Origin of the sequence: Novosphingobium pentaromativorans US6-1, from assembly GCF_000767465.1 — a bacterium.
Taxonomy (GTDB): Bacteria; Pseudomonadota; Alphaproteobacteria; order Sphingomonadales; family Sphingomonadaceae; genus Novosphingobium; species Novosphingobium pentaromativorans.
In genome coordinates this window covers 3,711,515-3,731,845 of record NZ_CP009291.1, presented here as the reverse complement: position 1 = coordinate 3,731,845, position 20,331 = coordinate 3,711,515, and the positions used below count along the sequence as shown (strand labels likewise).

23 protein-coding genes are annotated in these 20,331 nt (G+C 64.2%); 10 read left to right on the top strand and 13 right to left on the bottom strand.

All coding sequences use genetic code 11. From position 1 onward, the window contains the following. The first annotated feature begins 88 nt into the window (after nucleotides 1–88). The 5 genes from JI59_RS17510 to JI59_RS17490 are packed head-to-tail and all read left to right on the top strand — an operon-like array spanning nucleotide 89 to nucleotide 2,963. Nucleotides 89–709, top strand: a complete 621-nt coding sequence (locus tag JI59_RS17510) for a LemA family protein (protein ID WP_007011322.1) — start codon at nucleotides 89–91, stop codon at nucleotides 707–709. Nucleotides 710–758: 49 nt separating this feature from the next. Beyond that, nucleotides 759–1,535, top strand: a complete 777-nt coding sequence (locus JI59_RS17505; protein ID WP_038576508.1) for a TPM domain-containing protein — start codon at nucleotides 759–761, stop codon at nucleotides 1,533–1,535. An 11-nt stretch (nucleotides 1,536–1,546) separates the two neighbouring features. After that, entirely contained in the window at nucleotides 1,547–2,230 is a 684-nt protein-coding gene (locus tag JI59_RS17500; RefSeq protein ID WP_007011324.1) for a TPM domain-containing protein, read from the top strand. Continuing rightward, nucleotides 2,227–2,763 carry an NUDIX hydrolase gene (locus tag JI59_RS17495; protein WP_007011325.1) on the top strand — a complete coding sequence of 179 codons (537 nt, stop codon included), beginning with the start codon at nucleotides 2,227–2,229 and terminating at the stop codon, nucleotides 2,761–2,763. Before JI59_RS17500 ends, JI59_RS17495 begins: the two co-directional genes overlap by 4 nt. A gap of 5 nt (nucleotides 2,764–2,768) precedes the next feature. Continuing rightward, nucleotides 2,769–2,963 carry a hypothetical protein gene (locus JI59_RS17490; RefSeq protein WP_007011326.1) on the top strand — a complete coding sequence of 65 codons (195 nt, stop codon included), beginning with the start codon at nucleotides 2,769–2,771 and terminating at the stop codon, nucleotides 2,961–2,963. 6 nt (nucleotides 2,964–2,969) lie between these two features. Here JI59_RS17490 and mmsB read toward each other — a convergent pair whose 3' ends face one another. The 6 genes from mmsB to JI59_RS27125 all read right to left on the bottom strand — a co-directional run bounded on the left by mmsB (nucleotide 2,970) and on the right by JI59_RS27125 (nucleotide 7,635). Then, nucleotides 2,970–3,839, bottom strand: a complete 870-nt coding sequence (gene mmsB, locus JI59_RS17485; protein WP_007011327.1) for a 3-hydroxyisobutyrate dehydrogenase — start codon at nucleotides 3,837–3,839, stop codon at nucleotides 2,970–2,972. Between the two features lie 106 nt (nucleotides 3,840–3,945). Next, nucleotides 3,946–4,728, bottom strand: a complete 783-nt coding sequence (locus JI59_RS17480) for an enoyl-CoA hydratase-related protein (RefSeq protein WP_007011328.1) — start codon at nucleotides 4,726–4,728, stop codon at nucleotides 3,946–3,948. Beyond that, nucleotides 4,725–5,768 (bottom strand): enoyl-CoA hydratase/isomerase family protein, encoded by a 1,044-nt coding sequence (locus JI59_RS17475; protein ID WP_038576505.1) that lies wholly within the window; start codon nucleotides 5,766–5,768, stop codon nucleotides 4,725–4,727. The genes JI59_RS17480 and JI59_RS17475 overlap by 4 nt, the downstream gene beginning before the upstream one ends. Next, complete coding sequence (locus JI59_RS17470; protein ID WP_007011330.1) at nucleotides 5,768–6,910, bottom strand: acyl-CoA dehydrogenase family protein; 1,143 nt, start codon at nucleotides 6,908–6,910, stop codon at nucleotides 5,768–5,770. Before JI59_RS17470 ends, JI59_RS17475 begins: the two co-directional genes overlap by 1 nt. A 51-nt stretch (nucleotides 6,911–6,961) precedes the next feature. Beyond that, a complete protein-coding gene (locus JI59_RS17465) occupies nucleotides 6,962–7,396 on the bottom strand; it encodes a hypothetical protein (protein WP_007011332.1) in 435 nt (144 codons plus the stop codon). Between the two features lie 71 nt (nucleotides 7,397–7,467). Continuing rightward, nucleotides 7,468–7,635: a hypothetical protein gene (locus tag JI59_RS27125; protein WP_007011331.1), complete on the bottom strand. Its 168-nt coding sequence runs from the start codon at nucleotides 7,633–7,635 to the stop codon at nucleotides 7,468–7,470. Nucleotides 7,636–8,025: 390 nt separating this feature from the next. Between JI59_RS27125 and JI59_RS17460 the strand changes: the two genes are divergently transcribed. Further along, nucleotides 8,026–8,517 carry a flavin reductase family protein gene (locus JI59_RS17460; protein WP_007011333.1) on the top strand — a complete coding sequence of 164 codons (492 nt, stop codon included), beginning with the start codon at nucleotides 8,026–8,028 and terminating at the stop codon, nucleotides 8,515–8,517. A 26-nt stretch (nucleotides 8,518–8,543) separates the two neighbouring features. Next, nucleotides 8,544–9,335, top strand: coding sequence for an alpha/beta fold hydrolase (locus tag JI59_RS17455; RefSeq protein ID WP_007011334.1), 792 nt, complete (start codon nucleotides 8,544–8,546; stop codon nucleotides 9,333–9,335). On the opposite strand, the gene JI59_RS17450 is transcribed toward JI59_RS17455, so the two are convergent. After that, complete coding sequence (locus JI59_RS17450) at nucleotides 9,332–10,522, bottom strand: acyltransferase family protein (RefSeq protein WP_038576501.1); 1,191 nt, start codon at nucleotides 10,520–10,522, stop codon at nucleotides 9,332–9,334. The genes JI59_RS17455 and JI59_RS17450 overlap by 4 nt on opposite strands. Before the next feature lie 153 nt (nucleotides 10,523–10,675). Here JI59_RS17450 and JI59_RS17445 point away from each other — a divergent pair, with 153 nt between their 5' ends. Beyond that, nucleotides 10,676–11,692 (top strand): LacI family DNA-binding transcriptional regulator, encoded by a 1,017-nt coding sequence (locus JI59_RS17445; protein WP_007011336.1) that lies wholly within the window; start codon nucleotides 10,676–10,678, stop codon nucleotides 11,690–11,692. Between the two features lie 12 nt (nucleotides 11,693–11,704). On the opposite strand, the gene JI59_RS17440 is transcribed toward JI59_RS17445, so the two are convergent. After that, nucleotides 11,705–12,487: an enoyl-CoA hydratase-related protein gene (locus JI59_RS17440; RefSeq protein WP_007011337.1), complete on the bottom strand. Its 783-nt coding sequence runs from the start codon at nucleotides 12,485–12,487 to the stop codon at nucleotides 11,705–11,707. Nucleotides 12,488–12,708: 221 nt separating this feature from the next. Here JI59_RS17440 and htpX point away from each other — a divergent pair, with 221 nt between their 5' ends. After that, on the top strand, nucleotides 12,709–13,605 hold the full coding sequence (gene htpX / locus JI59_RS17435) for a zinc metalloprotease HtpX (protein ID WP_007011338.1): 897 nt from the start codon (nucleotides 12,709–12,711) through the stop codon (nucleotides 13,603–13,605). Between the two features lie 29 nt (nucleotides 13,606–13,634). Here the strand turns inward: htpX and JI59_RS17430 are convergent, their stop codons facing one another. The 4 genes from JI59_RS17430 to JI59_RS17415 form a co-directional block, all read right to left on the bottom strand. Next, nucleotides 13,635–14,450, bottom strand: a complete 816-nt coding sequence (locus JI59_RS17430) for a LysR family transcriptional regulator (RefSeq protein WP_007011339.1) — start codon at nucleotides 14,448–14,450, stop codon at nucleotides 13,635–13,637. Nucleotides 14,451–14,565: 115 nt separating this feature from the next. After that, a complete protein-coding gene (gene apaG, locus JI59_RS17425) occupies nucleotides 14,566–14,964 on the bottom strand; it encodes a Co2+/Mg2+ efflux protein ApaG (protein WP_007011340.1) in 399 nt (132 codons plus the stop codon). Nucleotides 14,965–15,068: 104 nt separating this feature from the next. Continuing rightward, nucleotides 15,069–16,388, bottom strand: a complete 1,320-nt coding sequence (locus tag JI59_RS17420; RefSeq protein ID WP_275042269.1) for a PAS domain S-box protein — start codon at nucleotides 16,386–16,388, stop codon at nucleotides 15,069–15,071. Nucleotides 16,389–16,420: 32 nt separating this feature from the next. Next, nucleotides 16,421–17,629, bottom strand: coding sequence for a trans-sulfuration enzyme family protein (locus JI59_RS17415; RefSeq protein ID WP_038576495.1), 1,209 nt, complete (start codon nucleotides 17,627–17,629; stop codon nucleotides 16,421–16,423). 131 nt (nucleotides 17,630–17,760) lie between these two features. On the opposite strand from JI59_RS17415, the gene JI59_RS17410 reads away from it, so the two are divergent. Next, entirely contained in the window at nucleotides 17,761–19,041 is a 1,281-nt protein-coding gene (locus JI59_RS17410; RefSeq protein ID WP_007011343.1) for a phospholipid carrier-dependent glycosyltransferase, read from the top strand. 103 nt (nucleotides 19,042–19,144) lie between these two features. On the opposite strand, the gene JI59_RS17405 is transcribed toward JI59_RS17410, so the two are convergent. After that, nucleotides 19,145–20,320, bottom strand: a complete 1,176-nt coding sequence (locus JI59_RS17405; RefSeq protein WP_038576492.1) for a glycosyltransferase — start codon at nucleotides 20,318–20,320, stop codon at nucleotides 19,145–19,147. Between the last annotated feature and the right edge of the window lie 11 nt (nucleotides 20,321–20,331).

Here is a 20,331-nt window from a genome sequence, read left to right as displayed (position 1 = left end):
GGTCAAGTCCTTGAACCGCCACTGTGCACCGCTACATTCCCCCGGTGATGACCGCTTCCGCAGCGGTCGGCGAGGAGTAGGGAACACCATGTCAGCTTCGAATACCCCGGCCGGGATGCTCTCGCGCATCGGCCGCTATGCGCTCGTGACGCTTGCCGCGATGAGCCTGGCCGCCTGCGGCTTCAACTCTGTCCCGACCAAGCAGGAGGCCGCGAAGGCCAAGTGGGCCGACGTGCAGGCCGCGTTCCAGGAGCGCGCGAATCTCGTGCCGAACCTCGCCGCCGTCGCCAAGGGCGCCGCGGAACAGGAGAAGGCGATCCTCACAGGCGTCGTCGAGGCTCGCGCCAAGGCCACCTCGATCCAGGTCAATGCCGACGACCTCAACGATCCGGCCAAGATGCAGCAGTTCCAGCAGGCGCAGGCCAATCTCGGCGCGAACCTGGGCCGGCTGCTCGCCAGCTTCGAGGCCTATCCGGACCTCAAGTCGATCACCAACTACCAGATGCTGCAGAGCCAGCTGGAAGGCCAGGAAAACCGCATCCGCATTTCCGTGCGCGACTACAATGCGGCCGTGCAGGACTATAACACCGAGGTCCGCACCTTCCCGACGATGATCGGCGCCAAGCTGCGCGGCGCGGATCCGCTGGTGCCTTATCAGGCGGCAACCCCGGGCGCCGAAGTCGCCCCGAGCCTCGAAGGCAAGATGTGATCCGGTGAATCGCTTGCGGCTCACCGCCCGGACACTCGCCCTGGCGCTCATGCTGGCCTTCTGCACCGTGCTCGTCCCACAGGCGAGCGAGGCGCAGGAGTTTCCCAAGCTGACCGGCCGCGTCGTCGATGACGCCCAGATCATTCCCGATGCCGAAGAAGCGCGGCTGACGCAGAAGCTCGCCGCGCTGGAAAAGCAGTCGCAGCGCCAACTCGTCGTCGTGACCCTGCCTAGCCTGCAGGGATACGACATTGCCGATTATGGCTACCAGCTCGGGCGCAAGTGGGGCATCGGCCAGAAGGGCGACGATAACGGCGCCCTGCTCATCATTGCCCCCAACGAACGCAAGCTGCGCATCGAAGTGGGCTACGGGCTCGAGCCGGTTCTGACCGACGGGATGAGCTTCCTCATCATCAACAAGGTGATCGTGCCCAAGTTCAAGGCCGGCGACATGGCAGGCGGCATCGAGGCCGGCACCGACGCGATCATCAATCAGCTTACGCTTCCACCGGAGGAAGCCCAGAAAATTGCCGCACAGGCCGATGAGCAACGCGAAAGCAGCGGCGGGCCTCCACTCGGCGTCATCGTATTCATCATCGTCGTCACGGCAGTCATCGTCATGCCGATGGCGAACGAGGCGCGCGGCTTCGGACGGCGTCGGCGCAGCGGCATGGGGCCGTTCATCTGGCTACCGGGCGGCTTCGGCGGAGACGACGATCACTGGGGCGGCGGCGGTGGCTTCGGTGGTGGCGGCTTCGGCGGCGGAGGAGGTTTCTCCGGCGGTGGCGGCAGCTTCGGCGGCGGCGGGTCGAGCGGAAGCTGGTAGCGGAGATAGAAATGCCCTCACCCACCTACCTTTCCGAGCAGGACCACGTCCAGATCAGCGCCGCCGTGACGCAGGCCGAACTGCAGAGCGCCGGCGAGATCGTGACAATCCTGGCCGACCGCTCCGACGGCTATACCGACATCGCGCTGGCATGGGCTGCGCTCGCGGCCCTGCTCGCGCTTTCGGCGCTGGCGATCGCGCCCGATTTCTACATCGGCCTCTACGACCGGCTCATCGCCGACTGGGGCCACCAATGGAGCCCGCGCGCGCTATTCACGCTGGCGGCCGGGATTGCGACGCTCAAGTTCGCCGCGGTCCTGCTCATCCAGTTCTGGCAGCCGCTCAAGTTCTGGCTGATCCCCCCGCCGGTGAAGACCGCGCGGGTGCATGAACGCGCAATCCGCGCTTTCCGGATCGGCGCGGAACGCCGCACATTGGGTCGTACCGGCGTGCTGATCTATCTCTCCATGCGCGAACACCGCGCCGAGATCGTCGCCGACGAAGCGATCGCCACCAAGGTCGATCCCGAAGTCTGGGGCGAGGCGATGAGCGCGATGCTCGCCCATGTGCGCGAGGGCCGCATTGCCGAGGGCATGTGCGCGGCGGTCGAGAAGGTCGGCGCGATCGTGGCCCCGCACTTCCCCCGCGCCGATGGCGACATAAACGAAATCCCCGACAGGCTGATCGAAGTATGACTGCAGATGCCGATGCCCCCGAAGAGATCATGTGGGAGGGGCGCTTCATCACCACCAAGCGCCGCGGCCGCTGGGAATATGTCGGACGCGCCCGCGGCATCCATGCGGCCGTGATCCTGGCCGTCGACGAAGACGATCACGTCATCCTCGTCGACCAGTACCGCGTTCCGCTCGGCCGGCGTTGCATCGAGCTTCCCGCCGGTCTCGTCGGCGATCATGACGAACACGAGGGCGAAGATCCTTCCGTTGCCGCTGCCCGCGAACTGGAAGAGGAAACTGGCTATCGTGCGGGCCGCATGGAGAAGATCGGCGAGTTCTTCTCGTCACCCGGCATGGTGAGCGAAAGCTTCACGCTGTTTCGCGCGCACGATCTGGTCAAGATCGGTGAAGGCGGCGGCGTCGACAGCGAGGACATCGTCGTCCACCGCGTGCCGCTGCCGGGCATCGAACAGGCCATCGCCGCTTATCGCGAGGATGGCTATGCCATCGACGTGAAGATCCTCTCGCTGCTCGGCCCGCAACTGCTGGGCTGATCGCGGTGCGCACTCGCCTGGGCATCTGCCGGCGCAAGGCCCGCTACTCCAACGAGGAGGAAGCGCTGCGCGTGGCCGAAAAGGCGCCTTTCCCTCTGCGGCCCTATCGCTGCGAGTTGTGCCGGCAATTCCACCTCACCAGCCGCACCAAGGGAATGCGCCTGCCACGTTTCGAGATCGAGCGGCGGCAGGCGAAATAGGTCAGGTCAAAGCGTCGTGTAGATGGCGCCGAAGTCCTTGCCGCCGTTTCCGGCTTCCACGAAAGCCTCGTAGATCGCCTTGGCGTGCTCACCCATGGGGACGCTGGCCCCCGCGGTCTGTGCGCCTTCCATCGCGAGGCGCAGGTCCTTGAGCATCAGGGCCGAAGCGAAGCCGCCCTGATAGCCGTTGTCGGCCGGGCTCGTCGCCCCGATGCCGGGCGCGGGGGTATAGTCATTGAGCGACCAGTTGTAGCCCGTCGACTTCGAGCTGATCTCATAGAACTTCTGCGGATCGAGCCCCGCCTTCTCGGCCAGGGCAAGCGCCTCGCAGGTGCCGATCATGTGGATCGCGAGCAGCATGTTGTTGCACATCTTGGCAACCTGCCCGCTGCCGATCGCACCGGCATGGATCACCGCCTTGGCCATCGGATCGAGAACGGTCTTCGCCTTCTCGAATGCCGCATCGCTGCCGCCGACCATGAACGTGAGCGTGCCGCCGTTAGCCGCCGCGATACCGCCCGACACCGGCGCATCGACCATCTGGTAGCCCGCCGCCTCGGCGAGGCCAGCGACTTCGCGGGCAGTGGCAAGATCGATCGTCGAGCAGTCGAGGAACAGTGCGCCCTCAGGGGCCTTGCCGATCACGTCCTTGGTATAGACGCCCTTCACGATCGCGCCGTTGGGAAGCATCGTGACGACCGCATCGACACCGGCGACGGCCTCGGGAACCGCCGAATATGTCGCGCAGCCATGCTCTGCCGCCTTGGCCAGCGCCTCCTCGGACAAGTCGAAGGCGTGGACTTCGTGGCCCGCCTTGACGAGGTTGGCGGCCATGCCGCCGCCCATGTTGCCAAGTCCGATGAACGCGATCTTCATGTCATGCTCCCAAAATTGCCCTTCCCGGCATCCAGCGCCGCAAGGACGCGCGGACAGTTAGCCAGAGTGCTGGTCCGCGCGTCTCTTTCCCAATGGCCGGTCGGACTTACTTGCCCTTCCAGACGCCCGGCCGCTTCTCGACGAATGCGGCCATGCCTTCGGCCTTGTCCTCGGTGGCGGTGAGGACCTGGAACATGCGTCGCTCCATGACGAGGCCGGTATCGAGCGTCGTCTCGAAGGCGATGTTGACCATTTCCTTGTTCATCATCGCGGCGAGCGGCGGCATCGAGGCGATGGCCTGGGCCGACTTCATAGCGACGTCGAGTAGTTGGTCGGCGGGGACCACCTGGCTGACAAGGCCCGAGCGCTCCGCTTCGGCGGCGTCCATCATGCGGCCCGTGAGGCACATGTCCATCGCCTTGGACTTGCCCACGGCGCGGGTCAGGCGCTGCGATCCGCCCATGCCGGGAGCGACGCCGAGCTTGATCTCTGGCTGGCCGAACTTGGCGTTTTCCGATGCGATGATGAAGTCTGCCATCATTGCCAGTTCGCAGCCGCCACCCAGCGCGAAGCCATTGACCGCCGCGATCCAGGGCTTGCGGGTCGTCTTGACGATCTGCGCCGTCCAGCCAGCGAAGAAATCCTCCGAATAGAACTCCGCGCTCGGCTTGTCGGACATCTCCTTGATGTCGGCGCCGGCCGCGAATGCCTTGTCGCCCGAACCGGTGATGACCGCGCACAGCTGCGAGGCATCGGCTTCGTAAGCGGCGAAGGCATCGATCAGTTCGGACAGGACCTGCGAGTTGAGCGCATTGAGCGCCTTCGGACGGTTCAGCGTGATCAGGGTGACCGCACCCTTCTGTTCGACCAGGATCGTTTCGTAGCTCATAAAGGCTTCCATTCCTCTTCTTTGGGGAGCGGCGCGAAGATCGCGTCCAGCATCGCGTCGGTCACGCCGGCAGGCGTTGCCGGGTTCCATTTAGGCTCGTTATCCTTGTCGACAATCACCGCACGCACGCCTTCGGCGAAATCGGGCAGCGTCAGAACCCGCGAACCGATACGGTATTCCATCGCCATGTTCTGGGTGAAGGTCGAAAGCTTGAGCGATTCGGCCAACTGGCGCAGCGAGACCTTGCAGGCTTGCGGGCTCTTGGTCCTGAGCGCCGCCAGTTCCTTGGCAGCCCATTCGCTGTCTTCGCTTTCCAGCGAGGCCAGGATCTCTTCCAGGGTATCGAAGGCGAAGTGCTTGCGGATCAAGGCTTCGTTCGCGGCAAGCTGCGAGGCCGGCGGGGATACCGACAAGGCGCTGAGCACATTGGCGATCTCGTGCCCGGCGGCGATGCGGCGCTTGGCTTCTTCCAGCGCATCGCTGGGCAGATAGTGGGTGGCAAGGCCAGCCCAGAGGCAGTCCTCGCCCTTCAGGCGCGCGCCGGTCACCGCGAGGAACTGGCCGATGCGCCCTTCCAGGCGCGAGAGGAACCAGCCCCCGCCCACGTCGGGGAACAGACCGATGCCGGTCTCGGGCATGGCGAAGCGAGTGTTCTCGGTCGCGACGCGGAAGCGCGCCGGCTGCGAGATGCCCACGCCCCCGCCCATCGTGATGCCATCCATGAAGGCGACGATCGGCTTGGCGAAATTGAAGATCTGGTTGTTGAGCTGGTATTCCTCGTAGAAGAACCGCCGTCCCGAAATGCCGCCGTCGTTAAGGGCCGACTTGCGCAGCAGGTTGATGTCGCCGCCCGAGCAGAATCCCCTGCCCTCGCTGTGATCGATCATGATCGCGGCGATATTGTCATCATTCCCCCAGTCCGCCAGCGCAGAGGCCATGCCCCGGCACATGTTGAGCGTCAGGGCATGGATCGCCTTCGGGCGATTGAGCGAGATGTGACCGGCGACGCCATCGTGCCGGATAATCAGTTCGTCCGTCATCACTTGAGCAGGTCCCGTCCGATGATCATGCGCATCACTTCATTGGTGCCTTCGAGGATGCGATGCACGCGAAGATCGCGCCAGAAACGCTCGATCGGATAGTCCTTGAGATAACCATAGCCGCCGAACAGCTGCAGCGCGCGGTCGACGACCGAGGAGCCGGTATCGCTGGCAATCATCTTGGCCATGGCGGCAAAGCGCGTCCTGTCCGAAGTCTTGGCCGTGACCTTCACCGCCGCCAGGTAGAGCAGCGCGCGGGCAGCCTCGAGATCGGCGGCCATCTGCGCAAGCGTGAACTGGGTGTTCTGGAACTCCGCAATCGACCGGTCGAACTGCTTGCGTTCCTGAACGTACTGGATCGCCTCGTCTAGGCAACGCTGCGCACCGCCAAGCGAACATGCGCCGATGTTCAGGCGCCCGCCGTCGAGTCCGGCCATGGCGAACTTGAAGCCGTCGCCTTCAGCGCCCACGCGGTTCTCTGCCGGGATGCGTGCATCCTCGAAGATCACCTGCGCGGTGGGCGAAGCGTTCCAGCCCAGCTTCTTCTCCGGCGCGCCGAAGCTGACGCCCGGGGTATCCTTCTCGACGAGGAAGCACGAAATCCCGCGGGACTTGTGATCGCTCGTGCGCGCCATGACGAGATAGACGTCATTGACGCCGCCGCCCGAGATGAACTGCTTTGTGCCGTTGAGGACGTAGTGATCGCCATCGCGCCGCGCCGAAGTCTTCAGCGCTGCCGCATCAGACCCCGAACCGGGCTCGGTAAGGCAATAGGAGGCGATCTTTTCCATCGCCACCAGATCGGGCAGGTAGCGGTCCTTGAGCTGCTGGTCGGCGAAACCGTCGACCATCCACGCACACATGTTGTGGATCGAGATGTAGGCCGAAGTCGCCGGGCAGCCATAGGCCATGGCTTCCATGATCAGGGCCGCGTCAAGGCGGCCGAGACCGATGCCGCCGCCTTCCTCGGACACATAGATCCCGCCGAAGCCAAGCGCACCGGCCGCCTTCCACACGTCGACCGGGTAGTGCTGTTTTTCGTCCCACTCCGCCGCGAAGGGCGTGATCATGTCGGCGGTGAACTTGCGCGCGGTCTCCTGGATCGCGAGTTGATCCTCCGTCAACCCAAACTGGTCAGTCATGCTTGTCCCTCGGTCTCGTCTTCTTCTGGCCCCGGTTCCCCGGGGCTGCCCTTATGGGCATTTGCTGTAGGTTAGCGGTTCGGGCGAGGCATCCGGTCCGGTATCTTCGCGAACCAGCGTCTTGCCACCGTCGGGGGTCGACAAGGCCACTTCGCGGATCCAGCTCTGGCCCTCTCCGGTGAATTGATAGGAAGCGCTGATGCTGTCGTCGCCGACTTCCTTGATGGGCCCCAGTTCCGCGGCCGATTCGTAGAACTTCAGGCTATCCTCGCCGACGGTCATCAGGCCCTTTGCATCCCCTGCCGTGCTGGTGCAATCGGCAGGAACGAGGCCCCAGCGCCCGCGCAGCGCCTCGGGAATCTTCATCTCTTCCACGACCGCAGCCTGCGTGGCCGTCTCGCTCGGCGTCGGTGCCGGCTGCTCCTGGGAACAGGCGGCCAGTGCCATGGCAAGGGCCGCGGCGCAGATCAGGGAAGTCTTGTTCATCGGTATGCTCCTCAGACGGTTCGTACAGGACCGGGAACGCGCCCCGATCCCATGCGGTTGCCGCAAAAGTGTCAGCCGATCGTCTCTATGATGTCCTTGGCGCGGGAGAGCGCCATCGTCACGGTCATGTTCTCGCCCATGAAGGGATGGTCCTGGCAAGCGCCGGTTTGCGGCACGATGAAGAACTGGGCCACCCCTGCAGCGACAGGCGTTTCGGAGATCCATTCTGCAGTAGCCATATTGCACCTTCATCAGTGTCATCATGCGAGCCTCGGACCAATCGTTTCTCCCGCGCGCAAACCTCGCGCCGACTGTCTGGCACAACCTCGTCAAGCCATGTCCTGCAGCCTCAACCCCTGCACTTTTGGAGGGGCAACGGCAAGTTTTTTAATCGTCCGATTAAACTTGTCTCCTGACGGATTCTCGTCGAGCGGGCTCTACCGAACGCCAAGACTTGGCCGTCCGGGCGATATTCCCCCCTTGTCCCCTCGTGCACGAACGGGCAGGACGGCGCCGTCAGTTCTCGAACTTGGGCTAGCAGGATGAAGAGTCTGCCGGTCCTGGCGAGTGCAAGCTTTTGAACTTGGAAGGTGCGGCCCTGCAATTGCCGCGAGGAAGGAAGACACTGCGTGAGTGAGACTACGATCGACCAGGCCGATTTCCGCAAGGTCCTTGGCAGTTATCCGACCGGGGTCTGCGTTGTTACCGCCATGGATGGAGACAAGCCCGCCGGGATGGTCGTGGGCTCGTTCACATCGGTTTCGCTCGATCCGCCGCTGGTCGGCTTCTTTCCCGACAAGAAATCGACCTCTTGGCCCGTGATCGAGAAGGCGGGTCGGTTCTGCGTCAACGTGATGGCCAGCGACCAGCTGGACGTGTGTCGTTCTGCCAGCGCCAAGGGCGATGACAAGTTCGTCGGGGTGGAATTCACGATCTCGGACCACGACCTGCCGATCATCGCCAATTCGATCGCCTGCATCGAATGCCAGCTCTATTCGGTGACCGAAGCCGGAGACCATTGGTTCGCCATGGGCGAGGTTCTTCGCATGGAATCCGTGCGCGAGGACGACCCGATGCTGTTTCACCGCGGTCGCTACGGCGGTTTCGCGGAGCGCATGTAACGATTCCGGGAACGGACAGGCAGGCCATGCCGTTCGAACCCTTTACCGTCGAGGCCAGGGGCGCCGCGCTTCGCGGCGTAAGGCGCGATGGCGAAGGAGTGCCGCTGGTCCTCATCCACGGGTTCGGCGCATCGCACCGCGATTGGCAGGACCTGATCGACGAACTGCCCCCTGAGCTTGCACTGATCGCCTACGACCAGCGCGGCTTCGGAGATTCCCCTGCGCCGACCGACGCCGCCTATTCCCACGGTGAAGATCTCCTCGCCCTGCTCGATGCGCTGGAACTCGAGCGTGTGGACCTGTGCGGCATGTCGCTGGGCGGAGCCACTGCGCTCAACTTCGCGTTGGATCATCCCGATCGGGTACGCCGCCTGATCCTGGTCAGCCCGTTGATGGTCGGCTGGTCATGGTCGAGCGAATGGATCGAACGCTGGAAGCAGATAGGCCGCGCCGCGCGATCCGGGGACATGGCCGGCGCCCGTGCGCTATGGTGGCAGCACCCCCTCTTCGAAAGCACCCGCGCCAGCGCCGCCGCCCCTGTCCTCAAGGCGTCGATCGAAGCCTTCCACGGTCAGCAGTGGGTGCAGGACAACCAGCGCCACGCACCACCCGACCTCGACCGTCTCGACAAGCTGGCGATGCCGACCTTGCTACTTACCGGCGGACTGGACACCGAGGATTTCAGGCGCATCGGCGATGCCATCGCCTCGTGCGGCACAGGCGCAACCCGGATCGACTATGCCGATGCCGGGCACATGCTGAACTTCGAAATTCCGGGCCGGATCGCCCGGGACATCGCCGACTTCCTGTCAGACTAGACCGAAGCGAAAGCCGGTTCGGCCTGCTTTGCGCGCTTCGCGGGCTTTTCCCGCTTGAGACCGATCAGCGGGCGGAGCGGTCCGATCTCCCGGCCGATCAGGTAGAAGAGCCACGAGCCTACCGCCACCGAGCTGCACAGCAGCAGGAATTCGGGCAGAGCCGTCAGCCCCTTGTCACGCAGCCAGTAGCTGACGAAGACCATGATCGTCTGGTGCGCTATATAGACCGGGAAGACGGCCTCGGCCAAAGTCGCCCGCCAGCGCGCATCATGGTTCCAGAAGCGATCCGCGATCCCGAACAGGGCGATGATCGTGCTCCAGCTCTGCACGGCCTTGGCAAAGTATAGCGGCGCCTGCCATTCGCGCGGCGTCGGGATATTGCCGGGATAGAGGTAGGCGTTGCCCGCCGCCCAGATGAAACCGGCCGTGGCAAGAACAGCCGCGACCTTCCACTGCCGCGCGATTGCCTGCCTCACCGGGTCGGACTGGCGCAGCAGGAAGCCGAACAGGAACATCGCCAGGTAATGCAGGTGCGCGGCCCGGTCGACGAGGATGCTGTGCATGTCGGTCCAGCCGAAGGGCAAATACTCACGCACCAGATAGACGAAGACGATGCCCAGCGGCAGCAGCATGGGGCCTGCAAGAGCCTTCTCCGTACCGACACGGATCTTCGCCCGCAGCGCTTCGGGCAGGATCGCCCGTAAACCGCAGAACAGCACGGTATAGGCCAGCAGATAGACCACGAACCACAAGTGCATCACCCGGGGCACATATTCGTAGCGCACGGTGCGGAAGGTAAAGGCATCGTGGATCAGGTAATAGAGATAGCCGTGCTCGTAGCCGGAATTGACCAGCCCCATGTAGGGCTGCGGCGGCACAACCACGATTAGGCCAAAGACCAGCGGAATGCCCAGTCGCGCCAGTCGGCTCCGGAAAAATGCGCCGGTACTGCCATCCTTGCCGAGCAGCGCCGCGCTGGCATAGCCGGAGATCGCGAACAGCAGCGAGAGCCGCCATGCGCTCAGGCCGAGCAGCGGGATTTCAGCCCAGCTTACCGCGCCGCGCGTGGGTGTCTGGTAACCCCAAGGCGTGAAGTTGTAGCCGACATGGTAGAAGATGAGCAGGACGAAAGCGCCGATGCGCAGCCAGTCCATTCCATAGTGGCGTTGCGTCGAGGCAGGCTTCATCACGGTCCGATGCAATGGCAGAAACCGTGGCCCCTTACGCGCGATGGCGGGTTTCTGCAATCTTTCGCTTGTAACAGGCCCCGCGCCAGATCCCCGTTGAAACCGCGATCCGGCGACTTGGTAACCGGTAACAATGGGTTATACACTCTTGCCATGCACATTCCGGCCTCCCGCATCACGATCAACGATATCGCCCGTCTCTCAGGCGTTTCGAAAAAGACGATCAGCCGCGTCATCAACCAGTCCCCGCTGGTGAGCGAGGAAACCCGCACCAAGGTCGAGGCAATCATCGCCGAGACGGGTTTCGTGCCCAACGCGCAGGCGCGGGCGCTGGCCCGGGGGCGCAACCCGCTGATCGCCCTTGTCCACGACGGCTCGGATCGCGGCATCCTCGAAGCGGTCGAACGCGGAATGCTGCGCGGCATGGAGGGCAGCGAGTTCTCGCTGGTGCTGCGTCCGGTCCAAGGCGATCCGCTCACCCGCCTGCGCAGCTTCATCGACCAGCACCGCCCCACCGGGATCGTCCTGCTGCCGCCCCTGTCCGAGAGCGAGGACCTTGCCCAGCTGTGTGACGAGACCGAAACGCGCTGCGTGCGCCTCGGCCGCGTGCGCGGGGAACATGGCCTTGCCTGCGATGACCGTTCGGCCATGTCCGGGCTGGTCGCGTGGCTCATCCGGCTGGGACATAGGCGCATCGGCCTGATCAGCGGCCCGGAAACCTCGCTGACCGCGCAGCAGCGCGAACTGGGCTATCTCGACGCGATGGCCGACCATGACCTCGATCGCGGCCCCGCGCTCATCGCCGCGGGCGACAATTCCTTTGAATCCGGGATGGAGGCAGGCCGCCTGCTGCTGGAGGTCAGCCCGCGCCCCACCGCCATCATTGCCTGCAATGACGAGATGGCTGCCGGCGTCCTCCAGACTGCCCAGCTTTCCGGCCTCATGGTACCGGATGCGATTTCGGTGGTGGGTTTTGACGATACGCCGCTGGCCACGAAGATCTGGCCGGCGATGACGTCGATGCGCATCCCCTGGGCAGCCATGGCGCAGGAAGCGGTCTCTCGCATTCGCGCCCCGGCTATAGACGCAGTGGATGCACCGGAGCTCAAGGCGGACCTGGTCATTCGCAACTCGGTGCTCCCGCTCGAGGATCAAGCGGGAGCATCCTGAGGCGCCGGTCGATCAGCGCCCCTTGAAGGCGGGCTTGCGCTTTTCGATGAAGGAACTGACGCCCTCGAGAAAGTCCTCGGTGCGCCCGGCGATGCGCTGGTTCCTGCGCTCTGTCTGGAGGGCTGAATCGAGGCCGGAATCGAGCGCGTCCCACGCCATTTTCTTGATCATGCCGATTGAGCGCGGACCTGCGGCCAGCTGGCGGGCAAGCGACATGGCCGCCTCGTCCAGTTCCTCGTCGGGCACGACTTTCGTGGCAAGGCCCCAGTCGAGGGCGGTCCTCGCATCGACCTTTTCCCCCAGAAGCATCATCTGCGTGGCTCTGACCCTGCCCACCGCCTGGCTGAGCAAATAGGTTGCGCCGCCATCGGGCACCAGGCCGACATGGCAGAAAGCGCAGAAGAAATAGGCGTTTTCGGACATCATCACGATGTCGCCTGCCGCCGCAAGACCTGCGCCAAAGCCTGCGGCCGGGCCACGAATGGCAGTGATGACCGGCTGCTCCATCGTCTTGATCGCCAGGATCACCGGATTGAACGCCCGGTCGAGCTGACCGCCGACATCGCGCATCGGGTCTGCCAGCATGTCCTGCGCTGCCGTCAGATTAGCGCCCGAGCAGAAGCCCTTGCCTTCACCCGTGATCACGACGGCCCGGGCATCTTGCGCTGCGCGATCGAGGGCATCGACGATCTCATGGCCCATCGCCTCGGTTATACCGTTCATCGTCTTGGGGTCGTTCAGGGCAATCCGGGCAACGCCATCTTCAAGGCTGAAAAGGATGTGCTTGTAGGTCATTTCAACTCCCAGTCTTGCAGCCTGCGCGTGGCTGTCAGGCTCTTGGCAATATTCTGCTAATCGCCAACTGTGCGATAGGGCAGGTCAAGGCAAGCGCGGATCGCCGGCAAGCGCCATGTTTCGGCGTTGCAAGACGATGTTTCCAAGGGGCTCACGACATTGATTTCGCCCCCGTCGTCCCTAGATTCCAGCCACGGTTTCGAGATCTGGAGACAGGTGAAGTGAACGGAATGAAAACGGCCATGCTGCTGGCGGCGCTGACGGCGCTGTTCATGGGGCTGGGCTACATGTTCGGCGGCAGCAGCGGGGCGATGATAGCGCTGGTGGCGGCGGCGGGCATGAACCTTTTCACCTTCTGGAACGCCGACAAGATCGTCCTGCGCATGCACAATGCACGCGAGGTCGATTCGCGGTCGGCCCCGCAATTCTACGGGATGATTGCCGATCTTTCGCAGCGGGCAGACCTGCCGATGCCGCGCGTCTATATCGTCGACAGTGCCAACCCGAATGCCTTCGCCACCGGCCGCAATCCCGAGAACGCGGCCGTCGCGGCGACGACCGGCCTGCTCGACATGCTGAACCAAGATGAAGTCGCCGCCGTCATGGCGCACGAGCTTGGCCATATCCGCAACCGCGACACCCTGATCATGACCATGGTTGCCACGATTGCCGGCGCGATTTCGATGATCGCCAATTTCGGCCTGTTCTTCGGCGGGCGCGGAAACGACCGGGTCAGCCCCTTTGCCGCCATCGCCGCGATGCTCATGGCGCCCTTCGCGGCGATGATCGTGCAGATGGCGATCAGCCGCACCCGGGAATATGGCGCAGACCGCGCCTCCGCCGAAATCTCGGGTGATCCGCGCGCGCTCGCCTCGGCGCTTTCCAAGATAGCCGGCCCCGCCCGCGCGATCCCCAGCCATGCGGCGCAAGGCAACCCTGCCGCCGCTCAGCTCTACATCGTGCCCACCGGAATCTCGGACTTGTTCTCGACGCACCCGGCCACCGAAAAACGCATTGCCGCGCTGATGGCGCTTGAAGGCTCCGGCCCGGCGCCTGCCCGCGTCGCAGCGACCACGCGAAGCTCGCGGTCCGCGCTCGATCCCAATCGGCGCGGCTGACATGTCCCGATCCGCGGTTGCTGTAAGGCTCAGTCGGTCCCGGTAATCGCGCTGACCAAAGCGCGCACTTTCTTCTGCCGCCACTGCGGCAGCGGCGCGACGAGCCAATAGCCCCTTCGGCACGGGGTCACGGTGTGGACGAGATCCTTGCGGCCCTGCCCGACGAGCCCTTCGGCCAGCAGCGCGGGAACGCGTGCCCGGCCCAGCCCGGCGACGGCAGCAGCAACCGCCTGTCCGGCATCGCTTACCGAGATCGGGGGCTTGTCCTCTTCGCTGTCTTTGTCGGCCGTCTCGCCCTCGGTGCCGGGGAAAGGATCCCCCGGCCAGCCAATCCAGTCACCCGCGCCGATCTCGGCCCATTCCGCAGGCGCCAGCGCGATCCCTTCCAGATCGCCCGGCCCGTCGGTCCAGCGCACGGCCAGGTCGAGGTTGGCTTCGGTGAAGTCGGTCATTTCGCCATCGACGATGACATAGCGCACTTGCGGGTTTGCTGCGCGGAACGCGGCGAGACGCGGCGCCAGCCAGGCCGCGAAAAATTCGCGCGGGGCCGCAATCGTATAGACGTGGCTCGACTGGCCCGCCTGCATCGTCTGCACCGCATCCTCGAAATGCAGGAACCCGGTGCGGAGCGCGGCAAGGCCCGAACCGGCCTCCTCAGTCAGTTCCAGGCCCTTGCTCGTACGGCGGAACAGAACGACGCCAAGCAGGTCTTCCAGCGCACGGATCTGCTGGCCCACGGCAGCGGGTGTGACCGCCAGTTCGTCGGCCGCGCGCGTGAAGGACAAGTGCCGAGCTGCAGCGTCGAAGACTCGCAAGGCATTGAGGGGCAAGTGCGTTCGCTTCATGGAATGCTACCTATGCCTCGCAGGCGGCGGGGGCAATGAAGTTTGCGTAAGGCCGGCCAAGGCAGCACTTTGCCTCAAGCGTCCGCTCAGATCGAAACGGAACGAACCGCTGCTCTCAGCCCGCAGTCGCCGGTGCCGCAAGCGGGAAGAACGGGATCAGCGCCTTCACCTCGCGCCCGTCTGCGCCCTGGAAGACATAATGCCCTTCCATGCTCCCTTGCGGCGTCGCCAACGGGCAACCCGAGACGTAATCGTGACTGCCGCCCGGCGCGATGACCGGCTGTTCGCCAACCACGCCATCGCCGTCCACGACATTCACTTCACCCTTGCCATCGGTGATGCGCCAGTGACGGGTGAGAAGCTGAAGGGGCTGGTCCGAATGGTTCTCGATCCGGATGTGATAGACCCAGAACCATTTCCCCGCCTCGATACGCGATTGTTCGGGCAGGAAATTGACGGCCACGCGAACGGTGACGCCATCGGTTATTGCCGTATGTTGGAACAGTTCCTTCATGACACTTGCCAGCCTAACGGCGAATGATCGTGGAGACAACTGCCTGACCGGCGTTTCCTGCGATACACTGCCTGCCCCGCGTGGATCGTGCCCCGCCCCATAAATCAGCTAATCGAAGCAAGGCTACAATCGAGCGACCAGCGGAACCCTTCCGGTCGATAGGTCGTCTCGATCGCGGCATCGAGCTTGACGCGCGGCACATCGACGATGATGCGCGAACCGAAGCCGTGGCGCATCGGAGGCGATACGGGCGGCCCACCGCTCTCCGTCCAGGAAATGCGAAAACGCGCGTCCTCGCCTGCCCCTTCGACCTGCCACGCGATCAAGACCTGCCCGTTGGGCACCGAGAGCGCACCGTACTTCATGGCATTGGTGCACATCTCGTGCGTGGCCATGGCCAGCGCCTCGGCTGCGCCGGGAGAGAGCATGACCGTCTCTCCCTGACAGATCACCTGCGAGCGCGCCTCCCCCAGTGATCGCAACTGGCCCTCGACCATTTCCAGCACCGGAACGTCCGACCACGAACGCCGGACAAGGACATCCTGGTTCGCAGCCAGCCCCTGGATGCGCTGTTCCAGCTTCCTGACGAAATCCGGCCCATTGGCATCGCCGCGACGAGCGAGGGACTGGATGATCGCCAGCATGTTCTTGGAGCGGTGATTGACTTCCTGCAGCAGCAGTTCGATCCGCTGCTCGGCATCGCGCATTTCGGTAACGTCGGTGTTCGTGCCGAACCAGCAGATGATCCCGCCGCGCTCGTCGCGGATCGGCACGGCGCGGGACAGGAACCAGCGGTATTGGCCGTCAGCCCCGCGCAAGGGGAAGGTGTCCTCCCAGTCCTCTCCGGTGTCCCAGCTGTGCTGCACGCGCTCGACCACGCGATCGACATGGTCGGGGTGGTGAACGGCCTTCCAGCCCCAGCCCTGCATGGCCTCCAGCGTGGTCCCGGTGTAATCGAACCAGCGCTTGTTGTACCAGAAGATCCAGCCTTCGCTGTCAGCGATCCAGGCAAGCTGCGAGATGTTGTCAGCCAGCAGGCGGAAGCGTTCTTCGCTTTCCTGCAACTGCGCCATCATCATCTTGCGCTCGGTAATCTCGCGCGCGATCTTGCTCGCACCAACGACATTGCCGCCCGCATCGTGCACCGGCGAAACCGTCACCGCGACGTGAACCTCGCTGCCGTCCTTGCGCAGGCGGACCGTCTCGAAGGTGGGAATGCGCTCACCCCGGGTGATCGCCGCGATGATGCGGTCTTCCTCACCCTGCCGATCTGCCGGGATGAGCGTGCGCACGTTGCGGCCGACAATCTCCTCGGCTTTGTATCCGAAGATACGCTCGGCCGCGTGATTCCAGCTCAGGATGCGTCCCTCCAGCGACTTGCCGACAATCGCGTCGTCAGTCGATTCCACGATCGCGGCGAGCAGTGCCGCCGGATCGGCGCCGAGGGACAGCGGGCTCAGAGCCCTGCCTTGGCCAGGGCCTGGTCGAGGTCCTCGATCAGGTCGTCGGGATCTTCCAGCCCGACATTGATGCGCAGCATTCCTTCCGAAACGCCCATGGCCTCCCTGCCTTCCGGCCCCATGTTGTGATGGGTGGTCGAGGCCGGGTGACACATGAGCGACCGGGAATCGCCGATATTGTTCGAAATATCGATGAGCTCCAACGCATCGAGCAAGGCATGGGCCTGCTCTCGGCCGCCATCGAGCACGAAGCTGAAGATCGGCCCGCAGGCATCCATCTGCTTGTGCGCGAGAGCCTGGCCCGGATGGCCGTCCAGCCAGGGATGCAGGATCTTCGGCACGCGTCCGGCAACGAACTCGCCGACCTTGAGCGCATTCTCGCTCTGCTTCCTGGCGCGCATGTCGAGCGTCTCGAGACCCTTAAGCACGACCCAGGCGTTGAACGGCGAAAGGTTCGGCCCGGTGTTGCGCTGGAAGGGCAGCAGCTTCTCGTTGATGAATTCCTCGCTGCCGCAAACGGCGCCCGCCAGGACGCGGCCCTGCCCGTCCATCAGCTTGGTGGCCGAATAGGCAACGACGTCCGCGCCCCATTCCAGCGGACGTTGCAGTGCAGGCGTGCAGAAGGCATTGTCGATCACGGTAGTGATCCCGCGCGAACGGGCGAGGCCGCAGATGTACTCGAGGTCGGCGACGTCCATCGTGGGATTCGCGGGCGTCTCGAAGAAGAAGACCTTGGTGTTCGGGCGGATTGCCGCTTCCCATGCGGCATTGTCGGTTGCGTCGATCACGGTCACGTCGATGCCGAAGCGCGGCAGCAGGCTGTCGCCCAGCCAGCGGCACGAACCGAAGGCCGCGCGGGCCGAGACCATGTGATCGCCCGCCGAGAGCTGGCAAAGCAGCGCAGCGGTCATCGCCGCCATGCCCGATGCCTGTGTACGGCACGCCTCGGCCCCTTCGAGCAACGCAATGCGTTCCTCGAGCATCGCCACCGTCGGGTTCTGCAGGCGCGAGTAGGTCATGCCGTCCTGCTCACCGGCGAAGCGCGCGGCAACCGTCGCGGCATCGTCGTAGCAGTAGCCCGAGGTGAGGAAGAGCGCCTCGCTCGTCTCACCCATTTCCGAGCGCCATGTACCGCCGCGAATCGCGCGGGTGGCGGGACGCCATTGAGAGGTCTTGGCTCGGTCCATTCCGGTAGTGCGTTTCATGGCTCCTGCCTCTAGATTCGCGCAAGGCGCAGCGCAAGCGAATGCAGCGCTCCTGCAGCGTGCCTTCGTCCACCGCACAAGTTCGGCGTCCCCTTGAAGGAGGGGAAGTTCCCCCCTATCCCGCAAAGCCGATGCCGCTCGCCCCCCGCAAAGACCGTGATCCGCTCGGCTGGTGCCTCTTCATCACGCTCGGATTCCTTGCCCTGCTGCTCTGGCGCGTCGACCTGCCGGGGCGATACTATTTCGACGAGATCCACTACGTTCCGGCCTCGCTCAAGCTGCTGGACCTGATCCCGGCGAACCGCGAACATCCGATGTTCGCAAAGGAAGTGATCGCCACCTCTATCCACTTCCTGGGCGACCGTCCGATCGGGTGGAGACTGCCCTCGGCGCTGTTCGGCGCATTGGGCCTGCTCGGGTTCGGCCGCCTGATGTGGCACGCCTCGCATCGCCGCGCAGCGACGCTGGCGGCGATGATGCTGCTGGCGACCAATTTCATGTGGTTCGTCCAGAGCCGCATCGCCATGCTGGACATGATCGAGGCGGGCCTGTGCATGGTCGGCCTGTGGCAGTTCGCGGCGGCCCTGCGGTCCGGTTCGAAAGCCGCCGGGCGCTTCAGGCTGCTGCTTTCAGGGCTCGCCCTGGGCCTCTCGATAGCAGCGAAGTGGACGAGCGCGCCGGCCGTCATGCTGCCGGGCCTGTGCTTCCTCATCCTGTGGATTCGCGAAAACGGCCTGACCTTTGCCGGACGCCCCAAGGGCGGACCGGTCAAGGGCATATCGCTGATCGAGGCGGCCTTCTGGCTCGGCCTGTTCCCGCTCGCGGTCTACTGGGCCACTTACGCGCCGGCGATGTTCTACACCGACCGTCCGGTCTCGCCTTTCGGCTTTCTCAAGCAGCACGAGTACATGCTGCGCCTGCAGGAAAGCGTGAAGAAGCCCCATCCCTACCGCAGCGTGTGGTACCAATGGGTCGGCGACCTGCGGGTGATCTGGTACCTGTTCGAGACCATGAAGGATACGCAGCGCGGCATCGTCATGCTGGGCAATCCGTTCTCGATGATGGTCGGCCTGCTGGCGCTGCTCTGGGGTATCGGCGCCGCGATCTACCAGAAGCGCCACGACGTGCTGGCCTTCGTCTTGCTCTATGCCGCGACGCTGGGCGTGTGGATCTACAACGCCAAGCCGGTGCAGTTCTATTACCACTACCTGCTGCCCGGTGCCTTCCTGATGGGGGTTCTGGCGCTTGCCCTCGATGCCATGTGGGCCAGCAAGGGACGCTGGCAGCGCGTGGGCACAGGGACTTTCGTCCTTGCCCTCGGCTTTTTCGTCCTGTTCTTCCCGATCCTTTCGGGGCTGCCGCTGCCAAAGGACGTCTACAACTTCTGGATGTGGCTGCCCGGCTGGCGCTGATATCGCGGGTCACAAAAAAGGCCCCGCCGATTGCCGCGCGGAGCCTTTGTTTGCCCGACCTTTCGCTAAGGTCGGTATGCGCTTGGGAAGCCCCGTACTGCGATCAGTACTTGCCCCAGACGAACTTGGACGACAGCGCGAAGTTCCAGACCGAGCCGAGGATGATGCCGGTCACGACGGCGACGACATCGTGGAAGCCCATCGTCTTGAGCATGGCGGCCGAACCGATATTGGTCAGCAGACCCAGCGAACAGGTCACGCCGAACTGCGCCCAGCCGCGCATCAGCGGCACGAAGCCGCGCAGACGCTTGTCCGAATAGGTCAGCTCGTTGTTGAGCACGAAGTTGAATGTCATCGCAACGACGGCGGCGATGGTGTTCGCCACGTTGAACGTCGCGCTTTCCGACCAGTTGCCGTAGACGAAACGCTCACGGAACACGACGTGGAGCATCATCCACAGCGCCGCTAGCTGGACGACCACGCCCATTGCGCCGACAGTGCCGAACAGCGCGAAGCGGGTCGGAATGATGCGGCCGAGCCATTTGTCGTAAAGACCAATGAGAAATTCGAACACGACGGTCTGATCCAGCTTGCTTTCGCCTTCCGCGCGGGCGGCGAAGTGGAGGGGGAATTCCTTGACCCGAAGCGGCCGATCGACCGTGGCAAGGATGTCGAGAAGGATCTTGAAGCCCACACCCGAAAGACGGTGGGCGTCTGCACGCAAGGTTTCCGTGCGCAGCATGAAATAGCCGCTCATCGGGTCGGTCAGTTCGACGCCGGTCACCTTGTTGGCAATCCTGTTGGCAATGCCCGATGCCTTGACGCGGTCAGGCCTTCCCCACGCCTCCGTGCTCGCCCCTTCCGCAAAGCGCGAGGCATAGGCGAGATCGTAATCGCCCGACTGCACGGCCTTGAGCATCTGGGGCAGCAGTTCCGGATCGTGCTGGTGGTCGGCATCCATCACCGCCACCACCGGGGCTGCGGTGGAACACATGCCCTCGATCGCCGCGCTCGCCAGACCGCGACGCCCGATGCGCTGGATGCAGCGCACGCGCGGGTCTTTCAACGAAAGGCGACGGGCCTCGTCGGAAGTCCCGTCCGGGCTGTTGTCGTCAACGAAGATGGCTTCCCAGACCACGCCCTTGAGCGCGGCATCGAGCCGCTCGACCATGCCGGCAACGTTGCCGCGTTCATTGAACGTCGGCAGCACGATAGCCAGCTCGAGCGGCTGCGCGGCAACGTCCACGGCCTGAGCAAGATCGGAACGAGTAATGTTCATGCGCCCCATGT